The following is a 17,872-nucleotide window of genomic DNA, read 5'->3' as shown; positions in this document are numbered from 1 at the left end:
TTACTGCTGAGCGGCTTCGATCTTTTCCACGATCGCTGCAGCTTCAGGGTTGTTTTCGGCGATTTCCTCGTAGAGCGGCTGAACGCGTTCCTTGAAGGGAGCGAGATCGACGTCGATGAAGGTGACGCCGGCTTCCTTGGATTCTTCCAGGGATGCTGCGTTCTTGACAGCTTCCAGCTCGTCGACGCGAACCGTATACTTTTCAGCTTCTTCCGTGAGGATCTGCTGCTGCTCTTCCGTCAGCTTGTCCCAGGTCCGGGTGGAGATGATCATGACGTCCGGGATGAGGAAGTGACGATCGAAGGTGAAGTAGTTGATGATCTCAACCTGTTTGGAGTCGATGAGTGCCGCCGGGCTGCCCTCTGCGCCGTCAACGATGCCCTGCTGCAGAGCCGTGTAGGCTTCACCGAAGGGGATCGGGGTCGGCGTTGCGCCCAGAAGCTCGACGGCGCGGGCCATGGAGCGGCTGTTGGGGACGCGAATCTTCAGACCGGCGAGATCTTCCGGCGAATGAATCTCGGTCTCGGTCGTGTAGAAGTTACGGGCCGGAGCGATGTTCCACGTCAGGCCACGGAAACCGGTATCGAGATGGGTCTCGAACACGTCGCCCTTGACTGCGTTCATCGCTGCCGTGGCGCTGGCGTCGTCGTTGAAGAGGTAAGGCAGCAGGAATGCGCTGTAGACCGGGTTGAACTTCTCAAGGTCGGCCGGATTGGTGCGAACGATGTCGAGAATGCCGGTGCGCAGCTGGTTGATCATCTCGGATTCGGTGCCGAGAACGCCCGCCGAGAAGACCTTGAAGTCGACTTCGCCATTGGTGCGCTCGGAAACGGCTTCGCCCATTTCCTGAAGAGCGACGACGGTCGAGTGGTCGGTATTGTGCGAATCGGAGACGCGCAGCGTCAGAGCCGAGGCCGAGGTTGCGAGCGCGCTGAACGAAACGGCTGCGGCGATACCGAGACCGATTTTGCTGAATTTGGACATTAAAACCTCCCTGGAACAGATTCCAATTGGTCGTGTTGGTTTCAGGGGAGATCGATCTGGCTTGGAATTGATCGAAGCGCTTTGCGATGCTTCCGGCGAATTCAGGACGCTAGACTAGCGGAGCCCGACTGCCGTCGGCTGGACTGAGCATCTTCAATTTCACTCCCTGAGGCCAGACGCGCCTCCCTGTTGATCAAGAGTCCGGAGGCTATGCATGAGATACGTACCTCAGGTTCTCTGAAGGCATTGTGTACGGCATCCGGGAGACTTCCGCAACAAAGGTATGCTAGCATATTAGTTAAGCTAACAGCCTGAAAACGTGTCTTTTCACTGCATGACCCTAGAACGATCACATTTATTTTTGCATTATAAAACAAATGATTAAAAATTTGTATGGACTTTTAATGCACCAATAGGTGGCACATTTGCTTTTGTCAGCCTCAGAGCGCAATCAGTTCAAGCAAACTTGACCGTTGTCAATCACGTTTTCTGCCACTTCCGGTGATGAAATAAACGGTCCTTGCGGGGTCTCCCGCCGCAAGGAACGCAAAAATGTGATTGGGCAATTTTCCTTTGAAAGCATCGGCTGACATTTGGGGAGCTCGGAGACATCAGGCCGGCCTTCATCCCTCTGCGCCGAACCCGCAGCCGTGTCTGTTTATCTCACAGCCGGGGCCCGGCCTCCGGCATATGCTCGAGACGTCGCGAAGACCTGCTCCGAAAGCCAGGCGCACGGCCAGATGGCAACGCGCCCGACATCAAACTGCAGCTTCCTGCCTCAACCCTGTCTGGAAGGAGCTATTTTGCCGCATAGGGCGAGATTTCGCGCGGCAGGAACTGTCCGTCCGCCAGCGACCCCGTGATCTTGCCTTCCTCGCACACGGTCTTGCCGCGCAGGATCGTCATCACCGGCCAGCCCTTGACCTTCTGGCCCTCATAGGGGGTGTAGTCGGCGCCGTGATGCATGCCGGCCTGGGTGATCGTCTCCTCGCGATTTGCATCCCACAAGACAAGATCTGCGTCGAAACCGGGCGCGATCGAGCCCTTCTTCGGATAGAGGCCGTACATTTTCGCGTGGTTGGTCGAGGTCAAGGCAACAAATTCGTTGAGCGAGATCCGTCCCTCGCTGACGCCCTTGGAAAAGAGGATCTGAAGCCGGTTCTCAACGCCCGGAATGCCGTTGGGCACCCAGCGGAAAGAGGTCTTGCCCTTGCCCGACATCTTGCCGTCCGGCCCGTCGAAGAAGAAGGGGCAGTGATCAGACGAGAAGGTCGAGAACACGCCGCCGCGAATGCCTTCCCAGATGGCATCCCAGCTATCGCGGTCGCGCGGCGGCGGCGAGCAGACATATTTGCCGCCGGTCGCATCCATGTTGAAACCCTTCATGTCGTCAGCGGTCAGCGCGATATATTGCGTGCAGGTCTCGCCATAGATGTTGAGGCCGCGCTGCTGCGCCCAGCGAATCTGTTCCATCGCCTCGCGGCCGGAAACATGGACGATCATGATCGGCACGTCGACAAGCTGGGCATGGCTGATGGCGCGGTGGGCAGCCTCGCGCTCCACCACTTCCGGACGGGAAACGCCGTGATAGTAAGGCGCGGTCTTGCCGGCCTTTTCCAGTTTCTCCGTCATGAAGCGGATGGCGTCATAACCCTCGCAATGGACCATAACCAAGGCCTTGCAGTCGCGCGCGCAGTCGAACACTTCGAGAAGCTCGCGGTCATTCAGCACCATGTCGTCATAGGTCATGAACACCTTGAAGGAGGTGTAGCCGCTTTCGACAAGACCGGGCAGATCCTGGCCGAGCGCCTGCGGCGTCGGATCGGTGATGATCAGGTGAAAGCCGTAATCGCAATAGGATTGCCCGCGCGCCTTCTCGTGATAGGCGGCAACGGCTGCCCGCAGGTTTTCGCCGCGCGCCTGCAGCGCGAAGGGAATGACGGTCGTGGTGCCGCCGGCAATCGCCGAACGCGTACCCGTTTCAAAACCGTCGGCCATTTGCGGCGTCCCCGGTGCGGAAGGCTGGGCGAGGTGAACATGACTGTCGATGCCGCCAGGCATGACCAGCAGGCCCGATGCGTCAATCTCCCTATCGGCAGTGCCGAGATCGGTTCCAGTGGCGACGATCCGGCCGCCCTTCACCGCGATATCGGCATTGAATGTATCGGCGGCGGTTACACAGGTGCCGTTGCGGATCAGAAGATCGAAATCAGCCATGAAATACTCCTTGGTCATCAAATATCGCCGCGATCCAAGCCGGACGCATTCGCCTGGCCCAATAGGGCGGTCATGGCAACAATGAGTGTCGGCGCGATCGCATCACGAGCGGGAAAACTGCGAAGCGGAAGTTCGAGGCCTCCGGAATAGCAGGCGACCGCTCGCTCCCGCTTTGGAAGGATGCGCCGACATATTCCGCCGAAGACGGAATAATTGCAATGAATCCGGCATCCCGCGGACCATTTTTAATGCACCGCCCGGAACTGCCCGCAACTCAGGCAAAAAGCGGCGGATCGCTTTCGCCTTCCACGAGTTCCAGCGGCCAGACCTTGCCTTTCGGAACATCCTGGTAGCTTTCGGCAAAGGCCGGCAGATTCGAAAGCAGCATCTCGCCGAGCATGCGGCCAAGCGCGTCGAGGTCGAGGCGGAAACAGGTCAGCCTCGGCAGCAGGAAGCGCCCGACAGGACTTTCTCGCTCGGCGATCACGGCAAGATCGCGCCCGGGAAGCAGACCGGCCTCGCCGAGACGACGATAAAGGCCGACCGACATCAGTTCTGCGATCAGAAGGATGGCCGTGGGCCGATCGGCCGTCTCCAGAACCTTGCCCGCGACATCGTAACCGCCTTCCTCGCTGGTCTCCGCACGAAACACGATCGCCTCATCGAAGGGCAGACCGCAATCCTCGAGACCCTGGCGGTAGCCTTCCAGGAACAGCGGACCAAGATTGGCATCCACATTCGGCACGGCAACGGCGATGCGCTTGTGGCCGCGGCCACAGAGCCGCCTGACCGAGGCGCGGGCAATCCCCTCGAAATCGAGGTCGATCCATGATGCGTCCCCCAGGCTATCGCTTCGCCCGAGCGTAACGAAGGGCATATTGGCGCGCCTGAGAATTTCAAAACGCTCGTCGTGGGTTCGGGTCGCCGTCAGAATCACCGCGTCCACGATGCGTTGCGCCACCATGCGCTGAAGAAAGCTGTCGGGATCCTCATCGCGCGAACAGAGAAGGAGGACAAGATCAAGTTTGTGACGCTTGAGCGCGGTCTGCAGACCGTGGATAACGCCAAAAAAGAAATTGTCATTATTCTCGCCCAGGCTGTTGCCTTGTGTCAGGATCAGACCGACCGTACTCGTCGTGCCCTTGCGCAGGCTGCGACCCGACTGGTTGGGAACGTAGCCAAGTTCAACAGCCGCCTCCAAAACCCGCTCGCGCGTCTTGGCGTTTACGTCCGCCTTGCCATTCAGCGCGCGCGAGACCGTACCAATCGAAAGTTGCAGGTGATTAGCGAGCTGACGAATGCCCGTCATGATCTCTCCATTTTGAGGTTCGTACCTCTATTGACACCAGAACCGGTCCGTGTCTATGGTCGTAAACGTTTACGGAGCGTGTTTTAGCGATTTCGGGACTGAAAAGTCAATGACAGTCAAGGGGCATCGCATTGCGATTGACCCTGCGAGGAGTCATCCCGTATCGCGACGAGACAACATCCGTCGAAGCCGGCCGGGGACGGCCGGAAAACCTATACGGGAGGCTATTTATGAATCGCACCAAACTAATGCTGTGTGTATCCGCGGCTGCCATGACCCTCGCCACGGCTGTTCCGACGCTCGCGCAGGAACCGGTCACTCTGAACATCTGGACCGTCGACAAGACCGGCCAGCCGACGCCGGATCTCGCTCGTGAATTTGACGAAAGCGAACCGAACATCGACGTCGTCTATCGTGAGGTCAACTTCGCCGACCTGATGAGCGAGGCGATGCGCGCCTATTCGGTCGGCCGTGCACCAGACATCTTCGCTGTCGACAACCCCGACACGGCGATGCTGGCCGCCAACGGGGCCCTTCTTGATCTGACGGACTTGATCGAGCAGTCCGACATCATCAATGTCGACGAGTATTTTGAAGGCCCGATGGCGTCGGCCACCTGGGACGGCCGCATCTATGGCGTTCCGAAGGCGACCAACACGATCGCGCTCTACTACAACAAGGACATGTTCGAGGAAGCCGGCATCGAAGAGCCGCCGAAGACCTGGGACGAGCTGATCGAGGATGCCCGCGCCCTGAATGACCCGGAAAATGATGTCTACGGCGTCGCCTTTTCGGCCAAGGCTTCCGAAGAAGGCACGTTCCAGTTCCTGCCTTTCGTGCAGATGGCTGGCGGCAGCTACGACAACATCAACGGCGAGGGCGGCGTTGAGGCACTGACCTTCTTCAAGACGCTTCTTGATGAAGGCCTTGCTTCGCCGGACACCGTCTCGCGCACGCAGTGGGCATCGACCGCGACCTTCAACGCCGGCAATGCCGCCATGGCGATCTCCGGCCCCTGGGAACTGAACCGCACCTCTGACGAAGCCGAATTCGACTGGGGCGTTTCACTTCTGCCGATCCCGGCCGAAGATGCGCAGCGCTCATCTGCCATGGGCGACTACAACTGGGTGATCTTCTCCTCCACCGAGCACCCGGAAGAAGCCTTCAAGGCGCTTGAATTCTTCGCCGAACAGGACAAGGACCTGTTCGAACGCTTCGGCCAGATCCCGGCACGAAACGATATCGAGATCCCGCCGACCGGCAACGAGGCCAAGGACGAAGCGCTGCAGGTCTTCCTGGAGCAGATGCAGTACTCCCAGCCGCGTGGTCCGCATCCGGAATGGCCGAAGATTTCCAAGGCCATCCAGACGGCGCTTCAGTCGGCTCTCGCCGGTTCGCAGACGCCGCAGCAGGCGCTTGACCAGGCCCAGGCCCAGATCGACAAGATCACCGGAAAGTAATCTGCTTTTCCTGAAACCCGGGATATCCCGCCACGCCCCCAAAAGGGCGTGGACGGGGACGGCTTGCCTGATATCCCGGCTTCATCCGTTTAATCGCCCAAGGGAGCTTCAACAATGCGCAAGGCGCTCTCAACGCTCTGGGATGGCCGTGGTTTCGATCTGATACTGGTGGGCATTCCGCTCATCTTTCTGATCGCGATTTCCGGTTCGGCTCTGGTCTACAACGTGATCATGAGCTTTCAGGAAGTGGACATCTTCAGTCTCGGCACCTTCTTTCGTCCCTTTGTCGGCCTCGACAACTATATCGCGGTGCTGACCGATCCGCAGGCCTGGCCGATCTTCGGCAATACGCTGATCTTCGTGCTCTGCTCGCTCGGCGGTCAATTCCTCTTCGGGTTCTTCCTGGCGCTGTTCTTCAACATGCAGTTCCCGGGCTCAACCTATCTGCGCGGCCTGTTTCTTGTGTCCTGGGTCATGCCGGGTCTTGTGACCGGCGCGATCTGGAACTGGCTTCTTGCCGGCGATTTCGGCGTGATCAACTTCTTCCTGCAGTCGATCGGGGTCATTGACGACCCGATCTTCTGGCGCTCGTCCCCGGACTTTGCGCTGTGGAGCGTGATCATCACCAATATCTGGTTTGGCACCGCCTTCAACATGATCCTGCTTTCGGTCGGCCTCGCCGCCATTCCGAAGGATCTCTATGAAGCCGCAAGCCTTGACGGCGCCAACGCATTCCGTCGCTTCTACACGATCACGCTTCCGATGATGCGCCCGACGATCGGCGCGCTCCTGTCGCTTGGCCTGATCTTCACCCTCCAGCAGTTCGACCTGTTTGCCGCGATTACCGATGGCGGTCCGAACAACTCCTCGAACGTCGCCCAGTACTGGGCCTGGCAGCTTTCCTTCCGTGAATACGACTTCGCACGCGGCGCGACCGTTTCGGTGCTGATGATCACCCTCGTCATCATCGCGGCCGTCTTCTATGTGCGCTCGACCCGCCATGAGGTGCGCGGATGACCCCGAAAACCCGAAACACCCTGCTGATCGCCTGCGGTCTGGTATTGGCAGCCATCTATCTCTTCCCGCTCTACTGGATGTATGTGACCGCGCTGAAAACCAGCACGGCGATGTTTGCCGCTCCGCCGAGCTTCGTGCCGCCGAACCCGCAATGGGACGTCTTTGCCGGCGTCTGGGTCGAGCGCCACATGGCGACCTATCTGAAGAACTCGCTGATCATCGCCAGCTGCGCCGTCCTGTTCATCGCCACGCTCGGCTCGGGCTGCGCCTATGTCCTGGCCCGCTACCGCAGTGTGTGGGTCGATGTCGGCCTGTTCCTGGTGCTGATGCTTCAGGTCCTGCCGGCATCCCTGATGGTCACCCCGATCTTTGTCGGCTTCTCGCAGATCGGCCTGCTGGATTACCCGCGCATCGCCGTCATCGTGGCGATCACCGCCAAGGCCATGCCGTTCTTCGTGGTGCTGGTGCGCGCCACCTTCATGAACGTGCCTGCGGAGCTTGAAGAGGCGGCGCTCGTTGACGGCAATTCCCGCTTCGGCGCCTTCATCCACATCGTGCTGCCGCTTGCCCGCAACGGCATCCTCGTCAGCGCGCTGTTGATCTTCATGCAGGCCTTTGGCGAATTCGTCTACTCCAAGTCGCTGATCCAGGACGTCGAGCTGCAGCCGGCAAGCGTCGGTCTCTCCACCTTCATGGGTCCGAACTCGGTCGATTGGAACCGGATCATGGCCTACGCCTCGATCTACGTAACCCCCATCCTCGCTGCCTTCGTGCTGCTGCAGCGCAAGATCGTCTCCGGCCTGACCTCGGGAGCTTTGAAATGACAACCCAGATCGAATTCAACGCGGTCGAGAAGTATTACGGCCGCTACCACGCCCTCAAGAACGTCAACCTCACGATCGAAAAGGGCGAGTTCGTCGCGCTTGTCGGCCCGTCCGGTTGCGGCAAGTCCACGCTGTTGCGCACGCTGGCCGGCCTTGAAAAGATCTCCGGCGGCGAGGTAAAGATCGCCGGCGATCTGATGAACGACATGCCGCCGCGCCGGCGCGACATCGCCATGGTGTTCCAGTCCTATGCGCTCTATCCGCATATGACGGTCGAGGAAAACCTGACCTACAGCCTGCGCACCCACGGCATGAAGAAGAAAGATGCCCAGGTGAAGGCCCGCGAAGTGGCCGAGACCACGGGGCTTTCAAACCTGCTGGAACGCTATCCGCGCGAACTCTCCGGCGGTCAGCGCCAGCGCGTGGCCATGAGCCGCGCCATCATCCGCGATCCGAAGGCCTTCCTCTTCGACGAGCCGCTGTCCAACCTCGATGCGGCGCTGCGCGTTCACATGCGCAAGGAAATCCGCACGCTGCATGATCGCCTTGGCGCAACCTCGGTCTATGTCACCCACGACCAGATCGAGGCCATGACCATGGCCGACCGCGTCGTCCTGATGAAGGAAGGCCGGATCGAGCAGCAGGGCGCGCCGCTGGAACTCTATGACAGCCCGGCAAACCAGTTCGTCGCCGGCTTCATCGGCTCTCCGGCGATGAATTTCCTGCCGGCAATTGTGGGCGAGGACGGCCACAGCCTGAAGCTCGAACTCGGTGACGGCGATGTTCTGCCCTATGCGGGCAAGCTGGAAGCCGGTCGCAAGGTGACCGTGGGCTTACGCCCCGAACATCTCGAGCTGGTTTCGGCGGAAGAAGCCCAGTTCAGCCTCCCGCTCCGCATCGCGGAAGCCACGGGCGCGACGACCTTCCTGTTCACCGCCAGTGACCCGGAGATCGCCGTCGTCATCAACGACCGCGCCGCCGTGACGCCCGGCGAGCCGCTGAACATGCGGATCGCCCCGGAACTCATCCACATCTTCGACCGCGAGACCGGCGTCCGGCTCTGACCGGCTGATCTTGCGGTGAGCGATGGCGCCTCTCCCCGCCATCGCTCCCAGAATTCAAAGGAATACACACATGAAAATCATGGACGGCAACTGGCATGTTCGCCAGAACTTCGACCTCAATCAGCCGCTCGAGGCCTTCGATGCCCGCGTGAAAGATGGCAATCTGGTCATCCGCGCCACGACCTGGCCGATGAACGACCGGTCCAACCAGATCAATGCCCGCCTGATCATCCTCACCCTCTCCGCGCCGATGGAAGGCATGATCGGGGTGAAGAGCGAGCACTTCCGCGGCGTTCTCGACAAGGGTCCGCATTTCGAACTCTACCCGGACGAAGGCTTTGCGCCGGAAATCGAGATCACGGACGAGTTTGCCACCCTGAAAAGCGGCAACCTCACCGCCCGCATCGCCATGACCGGCCGCTGGAACCTCGAATTCCTGCGTGACGGCAAACCGATCACCGGTTCCGACTACAAGGCCGGCGGCCATGCCATCGACCATGACGACAATGACCGCACCCATATGTTCGAGCGCTTGAGCCTCGGTGTCGGCACGAAGGTCTATGGTCTTGGCGAGCGTTTCACCGAATTCGTCAAGAACGGCCAGATGGTCGATATCTGGAACCGCGACGGCGGCGCCAATACCGACCAGGCCTACAAGAACATCCCCTTCTTCCTCACCAATCGCGGCTGGGGCGTTTTCGTCAACAATCCGGGCCGCGTCGAGTTCGAAGTCGGCTCGGAGAAGGTTCACAAGGCGCTGTTTTCCGTTCCGGGCGAAAGCCTCGAATATTACGTCATCGACGGGCCGGACCCCAAGGGCGTCATCGACCGCTACACCAAGCTCACCGGCCGCCCGGCGCTGCCGGCCCGCTGGTCCTTCGGCCTGTGGCTGACAACCTCGTTCACCACCGAATATGACGAGGCAACGGTCACCAGCTTCCTCGACGGCATGGCCGAGCGCGACATTCCGCTCCACGTCTTCCATTTCGACTGCTTCTGGATGCGCGGCCTGCACTGGTGCGATTTCGAATGGGATCCGGAAACCTTCCCGGAGCCGGAAGCCATGCTGAAGCGCTACAAGGAGCGCGGCCTCAACATCTGCGTCTGGATCAATCCCTATATCGCCCAGGAATCCAAGCTCTTCGACGAGGGCAAGGAAAACGGCTACCTGATCAAGCGGGAAGACGGTTCCGTCTGGCAGTGGGACCGCTGGCAGCCCGGCCAGGCCGTGGTCGACTTCACCAACCCGGAAGCCTGCGACTGGTATGCCGGTTATCTGAAGGATCTGGTGGCCCAGGGCGTCGACTGCTTCAAGACCGATTTCGGCGAGCGCATTCCGGTCGACGTTGCCTATCATGACGGCTCCGACGCCGAGACCATGCACAACTACTATACCTTCCTCTACAACAAGGTCGTCTACGAGGCCCTGCAGGAGACGAAGGGCGAGGACGAGGCGGTGCTGTTTGCCCGCTCCGCCACTACCGGTGGCCAGCAGTTCCCGGTTCACTGGGGCGGCGACTGCTATTCGGATTACGAATCCATGGCCGAATCCCTGCGCGGCGGCCTGTCGCTCGGCCTTTCCGGCTTCGGTTTCTGGAGCCATGACATTGGCGGCTTCGAGGCAACGGCGGAAGCCGATGTCTACAAGCGCTGGTGCGCCTTCGGCCTGCTCTCCAGCCATTCGCGTCTGCACGGCTCCAAGTCCTATCGCGTGCCGTGGCTCTATGACGAGGAAGCCGTCGATGTCCTGCGTTTCTTCACCAAGCTGAAGATGCGCCTGATGCCGACGATCTACGAGGCCGCCTGCGAAGCGCCCAAGACCGGTCTGCCGGTGATGCGCGCCATGATGCTGGAATTTCCGGAAGACCGGACCTGCGACGCGCTCGACCGCCAGTACATGCTCGGCGAGAAGCTTCTCGTGGCGCCGGTTCTCGACAAGGCGGGAAATGCCGAAATCTACCTGCCGAAGGGCCGCTGGACGCATCTTCTTTCGGGTGAAGAAGTCGAAGGCGGAAGCTGGCGCATCGAAAACCACGACTTCATGAGCCTGCCGCTTTACGTCCGCCCCTCAAGCCTCATCGTCTGGGGCGCGGTCGACGACAAGCCGGACTACGACTATGCGGAAGGCGCGCTCTTTGCTCTCTATGCGCTCGAAGACGGCAAGACGGCGAAAGCCACCATCTTCGCCGACAAGGGCGTGAAAGCGCAGGAGCTGGCCGCTTCCCGCAACGGCAGCGCGTTGACGGTCACGGCGGAAGATGCGTCCCGTCCGTGGCGCCTGCGCCTGCAGGGCATCGCCAAGGTTTCCGGCGCCGAGGGCGCCAGCATCGAGGAAACCACCGAAGGCGTGATCGTCAACGGCAAGGGGAATGTCACGGTAACGCTTTGAATCTCAAAACATCGAGATCGACCGCTCCGGATTTTCCGGGGCGGTTTTTTTTCGTGATCGGGCCGCCTTGCGGCAATGTTTGGCGGATCAATGGACTTCGCGGTCCAGATGAGACGGTTCACAGGCGAATGTCTGCGTCCGCGCTGCTATCAATGACTGTTCGGGCGTTGACGATGTCGTTGCCCGATGCCCGCCGCGCCGCCGCCTCGGATGAAAGGCCATAGCTCATCCAACGCGCCACGAGGCGTTCCTCCAGTACGTCAAGCGGCGGTGAAATCATCACACTCGCGTCAAAGAGCGGTTTCAGCGCCGCCCAGGGCCCTGTGTTCAACAGCAGATAATTGCCCTCGACGATGACGATGGGCGTCGATGCCGGCAACAGGCCTGCATCGGCAAGCGTCCTGTCCTCAGCCCGGTCGAACAGCGGAAAACGGATATCGTCCCCGCCGGCGCGGACTTTCCTGATCAGTCTGACGAAGCCCTCGGCGTCGAATGTTTCCGGCGCGCCCTTGACAGCGCGCAGGCCGCGCTCATCGAGAACACTGTTGTCCAGATGGAACCCGTCCATGGGCAGAAGCGCGGCCCGCGACATCGCCGCTGCGGCGTTCAACCGCGCAACGGTCTCGGCGGCGAGCGTCGATTTGCCGGAACCGGGCGGGCCGGCAATGGCGATCACACTGCGCGCGCCGGGTCTTGCGACGCGGCCGATCAGATCGACCACCGCGTCGGTATGCCTGTCAAGTTCGGATTTCATCATGCAGCCTGGTGTTCGCGCGGAGGCTCCTTGGCGCCTGTCATGAAGGCGACGGCATCTGCCATCGTATAATCCCTGGGGTTCAGCACGCAAAGTCTTTTACCCAGACGATGCACATGAATGCGATCCGCCACCTCGAAGACATGCGGCATGTTGTGTGAAATGAGAACGATCGGAATGCCGCGCGAACGCACATCCTGAATAAGTTCCAGCACCTTGCGGCTCTCCTTGACGCCAAGCGCTGCCGTCGGCTCGTCGAGAATGATGACCTTGGAGCCGAACGCGGCCGCCCGCGCCACCGCCACGCCCTGTCGCTGGCCGCCGGACAGTGTCTCGACCGCCTGATTGATGTCCTGGATCGTCATCAGTCCGAGTTCGGACAGCTTCTCGCGGGCAAAACTCTCCATCGCCTTATGATCCAGAACCTTGAGCCAGCGGCCAAGCAGACCGGGCTTGATGATCTGTCGGCCGATGAACATGTTGTCGGTGATGGACAGCGCTGGAGAAAGCGCAAGCGTCTGGTAGACGGTCTCGATGCCGGCGTCACGGGCCTCCAGCGGAGAGCCGAAATGGATCGGCCTGTCCTCCAGATGCATCTCGCCGTCGTCGATCTGAATGGCGCCTGAAAGCGCCTTTATCAGCGACGACTTTCCCGCGCCATTGTCGCCGATCACCGCCAGGATTTCGCCTGGATAGAGATCGAAATCCGCGTGGTCCAACGCCACGACCCGGCCATAGCGCTTGACGATGTTGCGTGCCTTCAAGATCGGCTTTCTGTCTCCGGTCATGCCGCTGCCTTTCTGATCCACTGGTCGATTGCGACCGCGATGATGATGAGCCAGCCGATGGCGAAGACCTGCCAGAGCACATCGACTCCGGCCAGACGCAGGCCTGACTGGAACACGCCGACGATAAGGGCGCCGAACAGGGCCCCGAGCACCGAGCCGCGCCCGCCGAAAAGCGAAATCCCGCCGATCACCACGGCCGTGATCGATTGCAGATTCCCCTCGTAGAAGGCCTGCGGGCTGATCGACCCGACGCGGCCGATCGACGACCAGGCAGCGAGGGCGCAGACGAGCCCCGCAAGCATGTAGACGGACACCAGCGTTCGGTCGGTTCGGATACCGGCGAGCTCGGCCGCCTCCTTGTCATCGCCTGTGGCATAGACATGCCGGCCCCAGGCGGTCTTGTTGAGCAGAAACCACAGTGCCGCGAAGGTTACCACCATCAGGATGGAACCGTAGGTCAGGCGTGCGCTGCCGATCTGAACCGCCTCGCCGAAGAATTTGAGGAGCGGCGCTTCCGCATCAATGTCCTGGCTGCGGATCGACTGTGCCCCTGAAAGCCAGAGGTCAAGAGCGTAGTAGACGTTCCAGGTCCCAAGCGTCGTGATGAAGGGCGGCAGCTTGATTTTGGTGATGAGAAAACCGTTCAGCGCGCCGGCAGATGCTCCGCCGGCAAAACCGATGATGATGGCGAGCGGGGCCGGCACGCCGAGATAGACCGCCAGATTGCCCATGATGACGGAAATCAGCACCATGATCGCCGCCACGGAAAGGTCGATGCCCGCGGTGATGATCACGAGGCTCTGCGCTGCCGCCAGCATGCCGATGATCGACACCTGCTGCATGATCAGCGTCAGGTTGAAGGGCGAGAAGAAGCGTCCGCCGGCGACGAAGCCGAAGGCGATGACGCTTGCCAGAAGCACGATGATCGGCACCAGCGTGGGGTTGCCGTGAAGAATATTGCGCAGCCGGTCGATCGGCGAGGCAGCGGGTTCATCGAACCGCGCCTGTTCCCTGTTGCTTTCGGCCAGGCTCGCTTCGTAGTCGTTTCCAGCGGTATCGGCGTTTTTGTCACTCATCTCAATCTCTCTGAAAACCTGCTTCTGTCGGCACGGCATCAAAGGCCGGAAGGAGCCGGACGCGTGGCGCGCATCCGGCTTTCGCTTCGGCTCAGCCCCAGCACTTAGCCAGGCCTTCCTCGACGGAAATCGAGGGGACGCCGTCGACCGGCTTGTCGGTCACCAGATTGACGCCGGTATTGTAGAAATCGAGACCCGGCGAGGTTTCCGGAACCGTGCCGTCGGCAGCGAAGGCGGCGATTGCTTCGATGCCCTTCGAGGCCATCAGCAGCGGATATTGCTGCGAGGTGGCGCCGATGATGCCCTCCTGCACATTGCGCACGCCTGGGCAACCGCCATCGACGGAGGCAATGATCACGTCGCTTTCGCGGCCCATGGCCTTCAGCGCCTCATAGGCGCCTGCGGCGGCCGGTTCGTTGATGGTATAGACGACATTGATGGAAGGGTCGCGCTGAAGCAGGTTTTCCATGGCCTTGCGGCCGCCCTCCTCATTGCCGTCCGTCACATCATGACCGGCAATACGCGGGTCGTCCTCATCACCGATATCGGTCGGGTTCTTGATGTCGATGCCGAAGCCCTTCATGAAGCCCTGATCGCGCAGATAGTCGACCGAAACTTCCGACGGATTGAGGTCCAGAAACGCGATGCGGGCATCATCGGCCTTGTCGCCGAGTTGACCGCGCGCCCATTCGCCGATCAGTTCGCCAGCCTTGAAATTGTCGGTCGCGAAGGTGGCATGGGCAACATCGGCCGGCTCGAACGGCGTGTCGAGCGCGATGACCAGAAGCCCGGCTTCCTTCGCCTGTTCGATCACCGGCGTCAGCGCGCGGCTGTCGGAGGGGGTGATCAGAATGCCGTCGGCGCCTGCAGCGATGCAGGTTTCCACCGCAGCGACCTGGGTTTCAACATCGCCATCGAGCTTGCCGGCATAGGTACTGAGATCAATGCCCATTTCCTTGGCTTGCTGGCTCGCGCCCTCCTTCATCTTGACGAAAAAGGGGTTGGTGTCCGTTTTGGTGATCAGGCAGGCGCTGCCCTCTGCCGCCGCAGTTCCGGCGGCGGCCGTTACGGCCAAAAGGCTCAAGGCAGCCATCTTAACAATCTTCATAGCTCTCTCCCGTGTTAGGCCACCGCACCATTTAATATTTCATAAGGAAGTATTTTTCGGCGACATCGAAACGATCTTTCGGTCGATCGTTCCTCTGTTTCGCCGGACAGTCTCCTCCCTGCCGCGATGGCCACGGGAAGGCTAGGACCGTGTTTGACGCGTGTCAATAAAAACTTTTGAATGAAGTATTAATTCACCGGACGCAACGCAAAGCCGCTTGTGCGCGCGGAAGGCCGCCCCTATGATTGCGTGACTATTTCAAGCCCGCGCTCATTCCGGCGTCGCCATCGGCAAGCCACTGGAAAACAACAAGAATGAAAACCGAGGATAAAGAAGACCTATTGCTGTCGACTCCGATCAGGGGCTCGAACCAGACGGCCGTGCGAGGCTTCAACGAACGCCTTGTCCTGCATCTCATTCGTCAGTATGGCGCTCTGACCAAGGCCGAGGCGACCCGCGCGACCGGCCTTTCACCCAATGCCGTATCAGTGATCTTCAAGGCCCTGGAGGCCGACGGCCTGCTTCTGCGCCAGGCCCCAATTCGCGGGCGCGTCGGACAGCCATCGGTGCCAATGTGCCTCAATCCCGATGCCCGCCATTATGTCGGCCTCAAGGTCGGTCGACGCAGCTTCGACATGGTGATCGCCGATTTCACCGGCGCCGTCGTCGCCCGGCGCCTGCGCCAGCACAGCTACCCCACGCCAGACGGCATGCTCGACTTCATCAAGACCAACCTGACGCCTCTTCTGCGCGCAGCCGGAAAGAAACGCGGCGACATGTCGGGTTTCAGCGTCGCCATGCCGTCGGAACTCTGGCACTGGCGCGATGTTTTCGACGCGCCGCGTGAGGAGATGGGCGCATGGCAAGACCTCGACATCAAGGGCATGCTGAACGGTTTCGTGCCGGGTCCCGTTACCTGCGAGAACGACGGCACGGCCGCCTGCCGCTGCGAACTGGTCTTCGGCCCGCAGAACCACAGACAGGACTTCATCTATTTCTTCGCAGGGACCTTCATCGGCGGCGGCATCGTCCTCAATGGCAGCGTGTTCACCGGGCGCCGCGGCAATTCCGGCGGCCTTGGCCCCTTGCGCATCCCCGATGAGCCGGGCGGACACCGGCTGATCGACCACGCCTCTCTTGCCGTGCTTGAGCGCCAGATCACGAAAGCCGGCGGCGATCCGAACGCGCTTTATGTCGAAAACCCGGACTGGGATCAGTTCGAACCGCTGGTCGGCGACTGGATAGCGCGCGCCGGGCGCAGCCTCGGCCACGCAATCGTCTCCACCCTTGCGATCATCGATTTCGAGGCGGTGATCATCGACGGCGCATTCCCCGACGCGGTGCGCGCGCGTTTGGTGGGCGAAGTCCGGCGGCAGATGGACCAGCTCGATCTTCAGGGCGTGTACCGGCCGGAGATCGGCCCCGGACATTTCGGCTCGGTGGCCCGCGCGCTGGGCGCGGCCGCCCATTGCATCTCAACCGACTATATGATCGACCAGAACACGCTTCAGAGAAAATAATCTCCTGCGTGAAAGAGCGGCGTTCCACGGAATGGCGCTGCGCCGCATACGCTCGCGCCCCGTCCAAGGGCATATTCGCGCAATCGGACGAAACCGCAATTGCCGGTATGGCGTATGGCGCGTGCCCCGCTCGACCATCCGGTTCCGGCGACGTTGCCAACTCCGCCAAACGCGGCTCCCGCCTGAGCGTTGATCGGCACTTGGCGACCGCACATCTTTCCAAGCCTATCCCAGCAAGCCCGACCGGTTCCCAAAGTGATAGCAAGTCCCGTAGATGGAAGACAACAAAAGCGTTTGGCTTAACCGCCCCCCCCGAAACCGGGATGCCAGGCGCAACCGTCAAAACAAAACCCAATGAGTTACTAAATAAAACTAAATTATAATCTTATAATAAAATATATTATAAAATATATATTCACATAAACAAAAATTTAACAAGTATTTCTTAATGGATTTATACAACTCTCACAATGACAGGCGGCGGGAATCATTATCCAAAACCCGTTCAACAGGCCTTGAATTGAAGAGGATCGAATCAAAATGTCCCATGTATTCAAATCAACTGAAATTAAGAAGGTCGCCCGGCCGACGGCTTTGAACCAAACCAGCCTTTTTTCCCGCTTTCTTTCTGGAACGGCTTTCACGACCCTGCTTCTGGCAAGCGGCGTGGCGCTCTACAGCGGCATGCCGCAACAGGCTGTGGCTCAGGACCTCTACTGGAATGCCGGTGGCACTTTCGGCGATGGATCGTCACTCGTCGCCGGCGCCGGAACATGGGCGACAAACGCCGCAAACTGGACGTCCGATCCCACAAACATGACCGGTTCGGGCGAAAACTGGCCGAACGGAACCGGTCTCAATGCCATTTTCACAGGACTTGAACAGAATTACTTCAGCGTGACCGTCGACGGTACAGTCGATTTCGATACGATCACCTTTGACTCAAGCAATTCGCCGCCCGGTGTCGATGATTTCAACACCCTTCAGTTCGTCGGAAACGGCGCTCTGCGCCTTGCGCCGGGTTCCGGAAATGCCGGCACGCTGCACCGGATCACCAGCGTGCAGCAGATCCTTGAAGTGAGTATCACCAACAAGGCCGACAATTCGCCCACCGATCTCATCATCGACGGGCCCGGCGGCGCAAACGGCGTAGCCTGGTTAACCGTCCTCGCCGATCTGACCTATACCGGGACGACCTTTCTCAGGACCGGCCTTCTGGATCTCGGCGGCTATTACCCGTTCGAAACTCTCTACCAGAATGGTTCCGTGGCAGGAGACATCGTCCTCTCGCCGTCGACAAGGCTCAGCATCTGGACGGCCAGCGGCAACCAGACCGTCACCAATACCATCAGTTCGTCAGAC

Annotated in this window: 13 protein-coding genes and 1 pseudogene; 7 read left to right on the top strand and 7 right to left on the bottom strand. The window is 60.2% G+C overall.

Annotated elements, in window-relative coordinates; genetic code table 11:
• The 3 genes from GGR30_RS15595 to GGR30_RS15585 form a co-directional block, all read right to left on the bottom strand.
• Complete coding sequence (locus GGR30_RS15595; protein ID WP_183487976.1) at positions 1-984, bottom strand: TRAP transporter substrate-binding protein; 984 nt, start codon at positions 982-984, stop codon at positions 1-3.
• A 798-nt stretch (positions 985-1,782) separates the two neighbouring features.
• The gene (hydA, locus tag GGR30_RS15590; protein ID WP_183487973.1) at positions 1,783-3,201 is read right to left on the bottom strand and encodes a dihydropyrimidinase; all 1,419 of its coding nucleotides are present in this window, start codon (positions 3,199-3,201) and stop codon (positions 1,783-1,785) included.
• A 274-nt stretch (positions 3,202-3,475) separates the two neighbouring features.
• Positions 3,476-4,510, bottom strand: a complete 1,035-nt coding sequence (locus GGR30_RS15585; RefSeq protein ID WP_183487971.1) for a LacI family DNA-binding transcriptional regulator — start codon at positions 4,508-4,510, stop codon at positions 3,476-3,478.
• Positions 4,511-4,740: 230 nt separating this feature from the next.
• On the opposite strand from GGR30_RS15585, the gene GGR30_RS15580 reads away from it, so the two are divergent.
• From GGR30_RS15580 to yicI, 5 genes are all read left to right on the top strand, one after another.
• The gene (locus tag GGR30_RS15580) at positions 4,741-5,970 is read left to right on the top strand and encodes an ABC transporter substrate-binding protein (protein WP_425488362.1); all 1,230 of its coding nucleotides are present in this window, start codon (positions 4,741-4,743) and stop codon (positions 5,968-5,970) included.
• A 114-nt stretch (positions 5,971-6,084) separates the two neighbouring features.
• A complete protein-coding gene (locus GGR30_RS15575) occupies positions 6,085-6,987 on the top strand; it encodes a carbohydrate ABC transporter permease (protein ID WP_183487969.1) in 903 nt (300 codons plus the stop codon).
• Entirely contained in the window at positions 6,984-7,811 is an 828-nt protein-coding gene (locus GGR30_RS15570; RefSeq protein ID WP_183487966.1) for a carbohydrate ABC transporter permease, read from the top strand. Before GGR30_RS15575 ends, GGR30_RS15570 begins: the two co-directional genes overlap by 4 nt.
• Positions 7,808-8,875: an ABC transporter ATP-binding protein gene (locus tag GGR30_RS15565; RefSeq protein ID WP_183487964.1), complete on the top strand. Its 1,068-nt coding sequence runs from the start codon at positions 7,808-7,810 to the stop codon at positions 8,873-8,875. Before GGR30_RS15570 ends, GGR30_RS15565 begins: the two co-directional genes overlap by 4 nt.
• Positions 8,876-8,945: 70 nt before the next feature.
• Positions 8,946-11,264, top strand: a complete 2,319-nt coding sequence (gene yicI, locus GGR30_RS15560; RefSeq protein WP_183487962.1) for an alpha-xylosidase — start codon at positions 8,946-8,948, stop codon at positions 11,262-11,264.
• Positions 11,265-11,382: 118 nt separating this feature from the next.
• On the opposite strand, the gene GGR30_RS15555 is transcribed toward yicI, so the two are convergent.
• From GGR30_RS15555 to GGR30_RS15540, 4 genes are all read right to left on the bottom strand, one after another.
• On the bottom strand, positions 11,383-12,018 hold the full coding sequence (locus GGR30_RS15555) for a nucleoside/nucleotide kinase family protein (RefSeq protein WP_183487953.1): 636 nt from the start codon (positions 12,016-12,018) through the stop codon (positions 11,383-11,385).
• The gene (locus GGR30_RS15550) at positions 12,018-12,806 is read right to left on the bottom strand and encodes an ATP-binding cassette domain-containing protein (RefSeq protein ID WP_183487951.1); all 789 of its coding nucleotides are present in this window, start codon (positions 12,804-12,806) and stop codon (positions 12,018-12,020) included. Before GGR30_RS15550 ends, GGR30_RS15555 begins: the two co-directional genes overlap by 1 nt.
• A complete protein-coding gene (locus GGR30_RS15545) occupies positions 12,803-13,882 on the bottom strand; it encodes an ABC transporter permease (protein WP_183487949.1) in 1,080 nt (359 codons plus the stop codon). The genes GGR30_RS15550 and GGR30_RS15545 overlap by 4 nt, the downstream gene beginning before the upstream one ends.
• Positions 13,883-13,973: 91 nt before the next feature.
• Positions 13,974-14,990 (bottom strand): sugar ABC transporter substrate-binding protein, encoded by a 1,017-nt coding sequence (locus GGR30_RS15540; RefSeq protein WP_183487947.1) that lies wholly within the window; start codon positions 14,988-14,990, stop codon positions 13,974-13,976.
• A gap of 314 nt (positions 14,991-15,304) precedes the next feature.
• Here GGR30_RS15540 and GGR30_RS15535 point away from each other — a divergent pair, with 314 nt between their 5' ends.
• On the top strand, positions 15,305-16,510 hold the full coding sequence (locus tag GGR30_RS15535; RefSeq protein ID WP_183487945.1) for an ROK family transcriptional regulator: 1,206 nt from the start codon (positions 15,305-15,307) through the stop codon (positions 16,508-16,510).
• A gap of 594 nt (positions 16,511-17,104) precedes the next feature.
• Positions 17,105-17,872: pseudogene (locus GGR30_RS15530) on the top strand (hypothetical protein); the annotation flags it as partial.

This window comes from Martelella radicis (assembly GCF_014196625.1).
Lineage (GTDB): Bacteria > Pseudomonadota > Alphaproteobacteria > Rhizobiales > Rhizobiaceae > Martelella > Martelella radicis.
The sequence above is the reverse complement of the archived record's forward strand: the minus strand, read 5'-3'. Positions and strand labels throughout refer to the sequence as shown.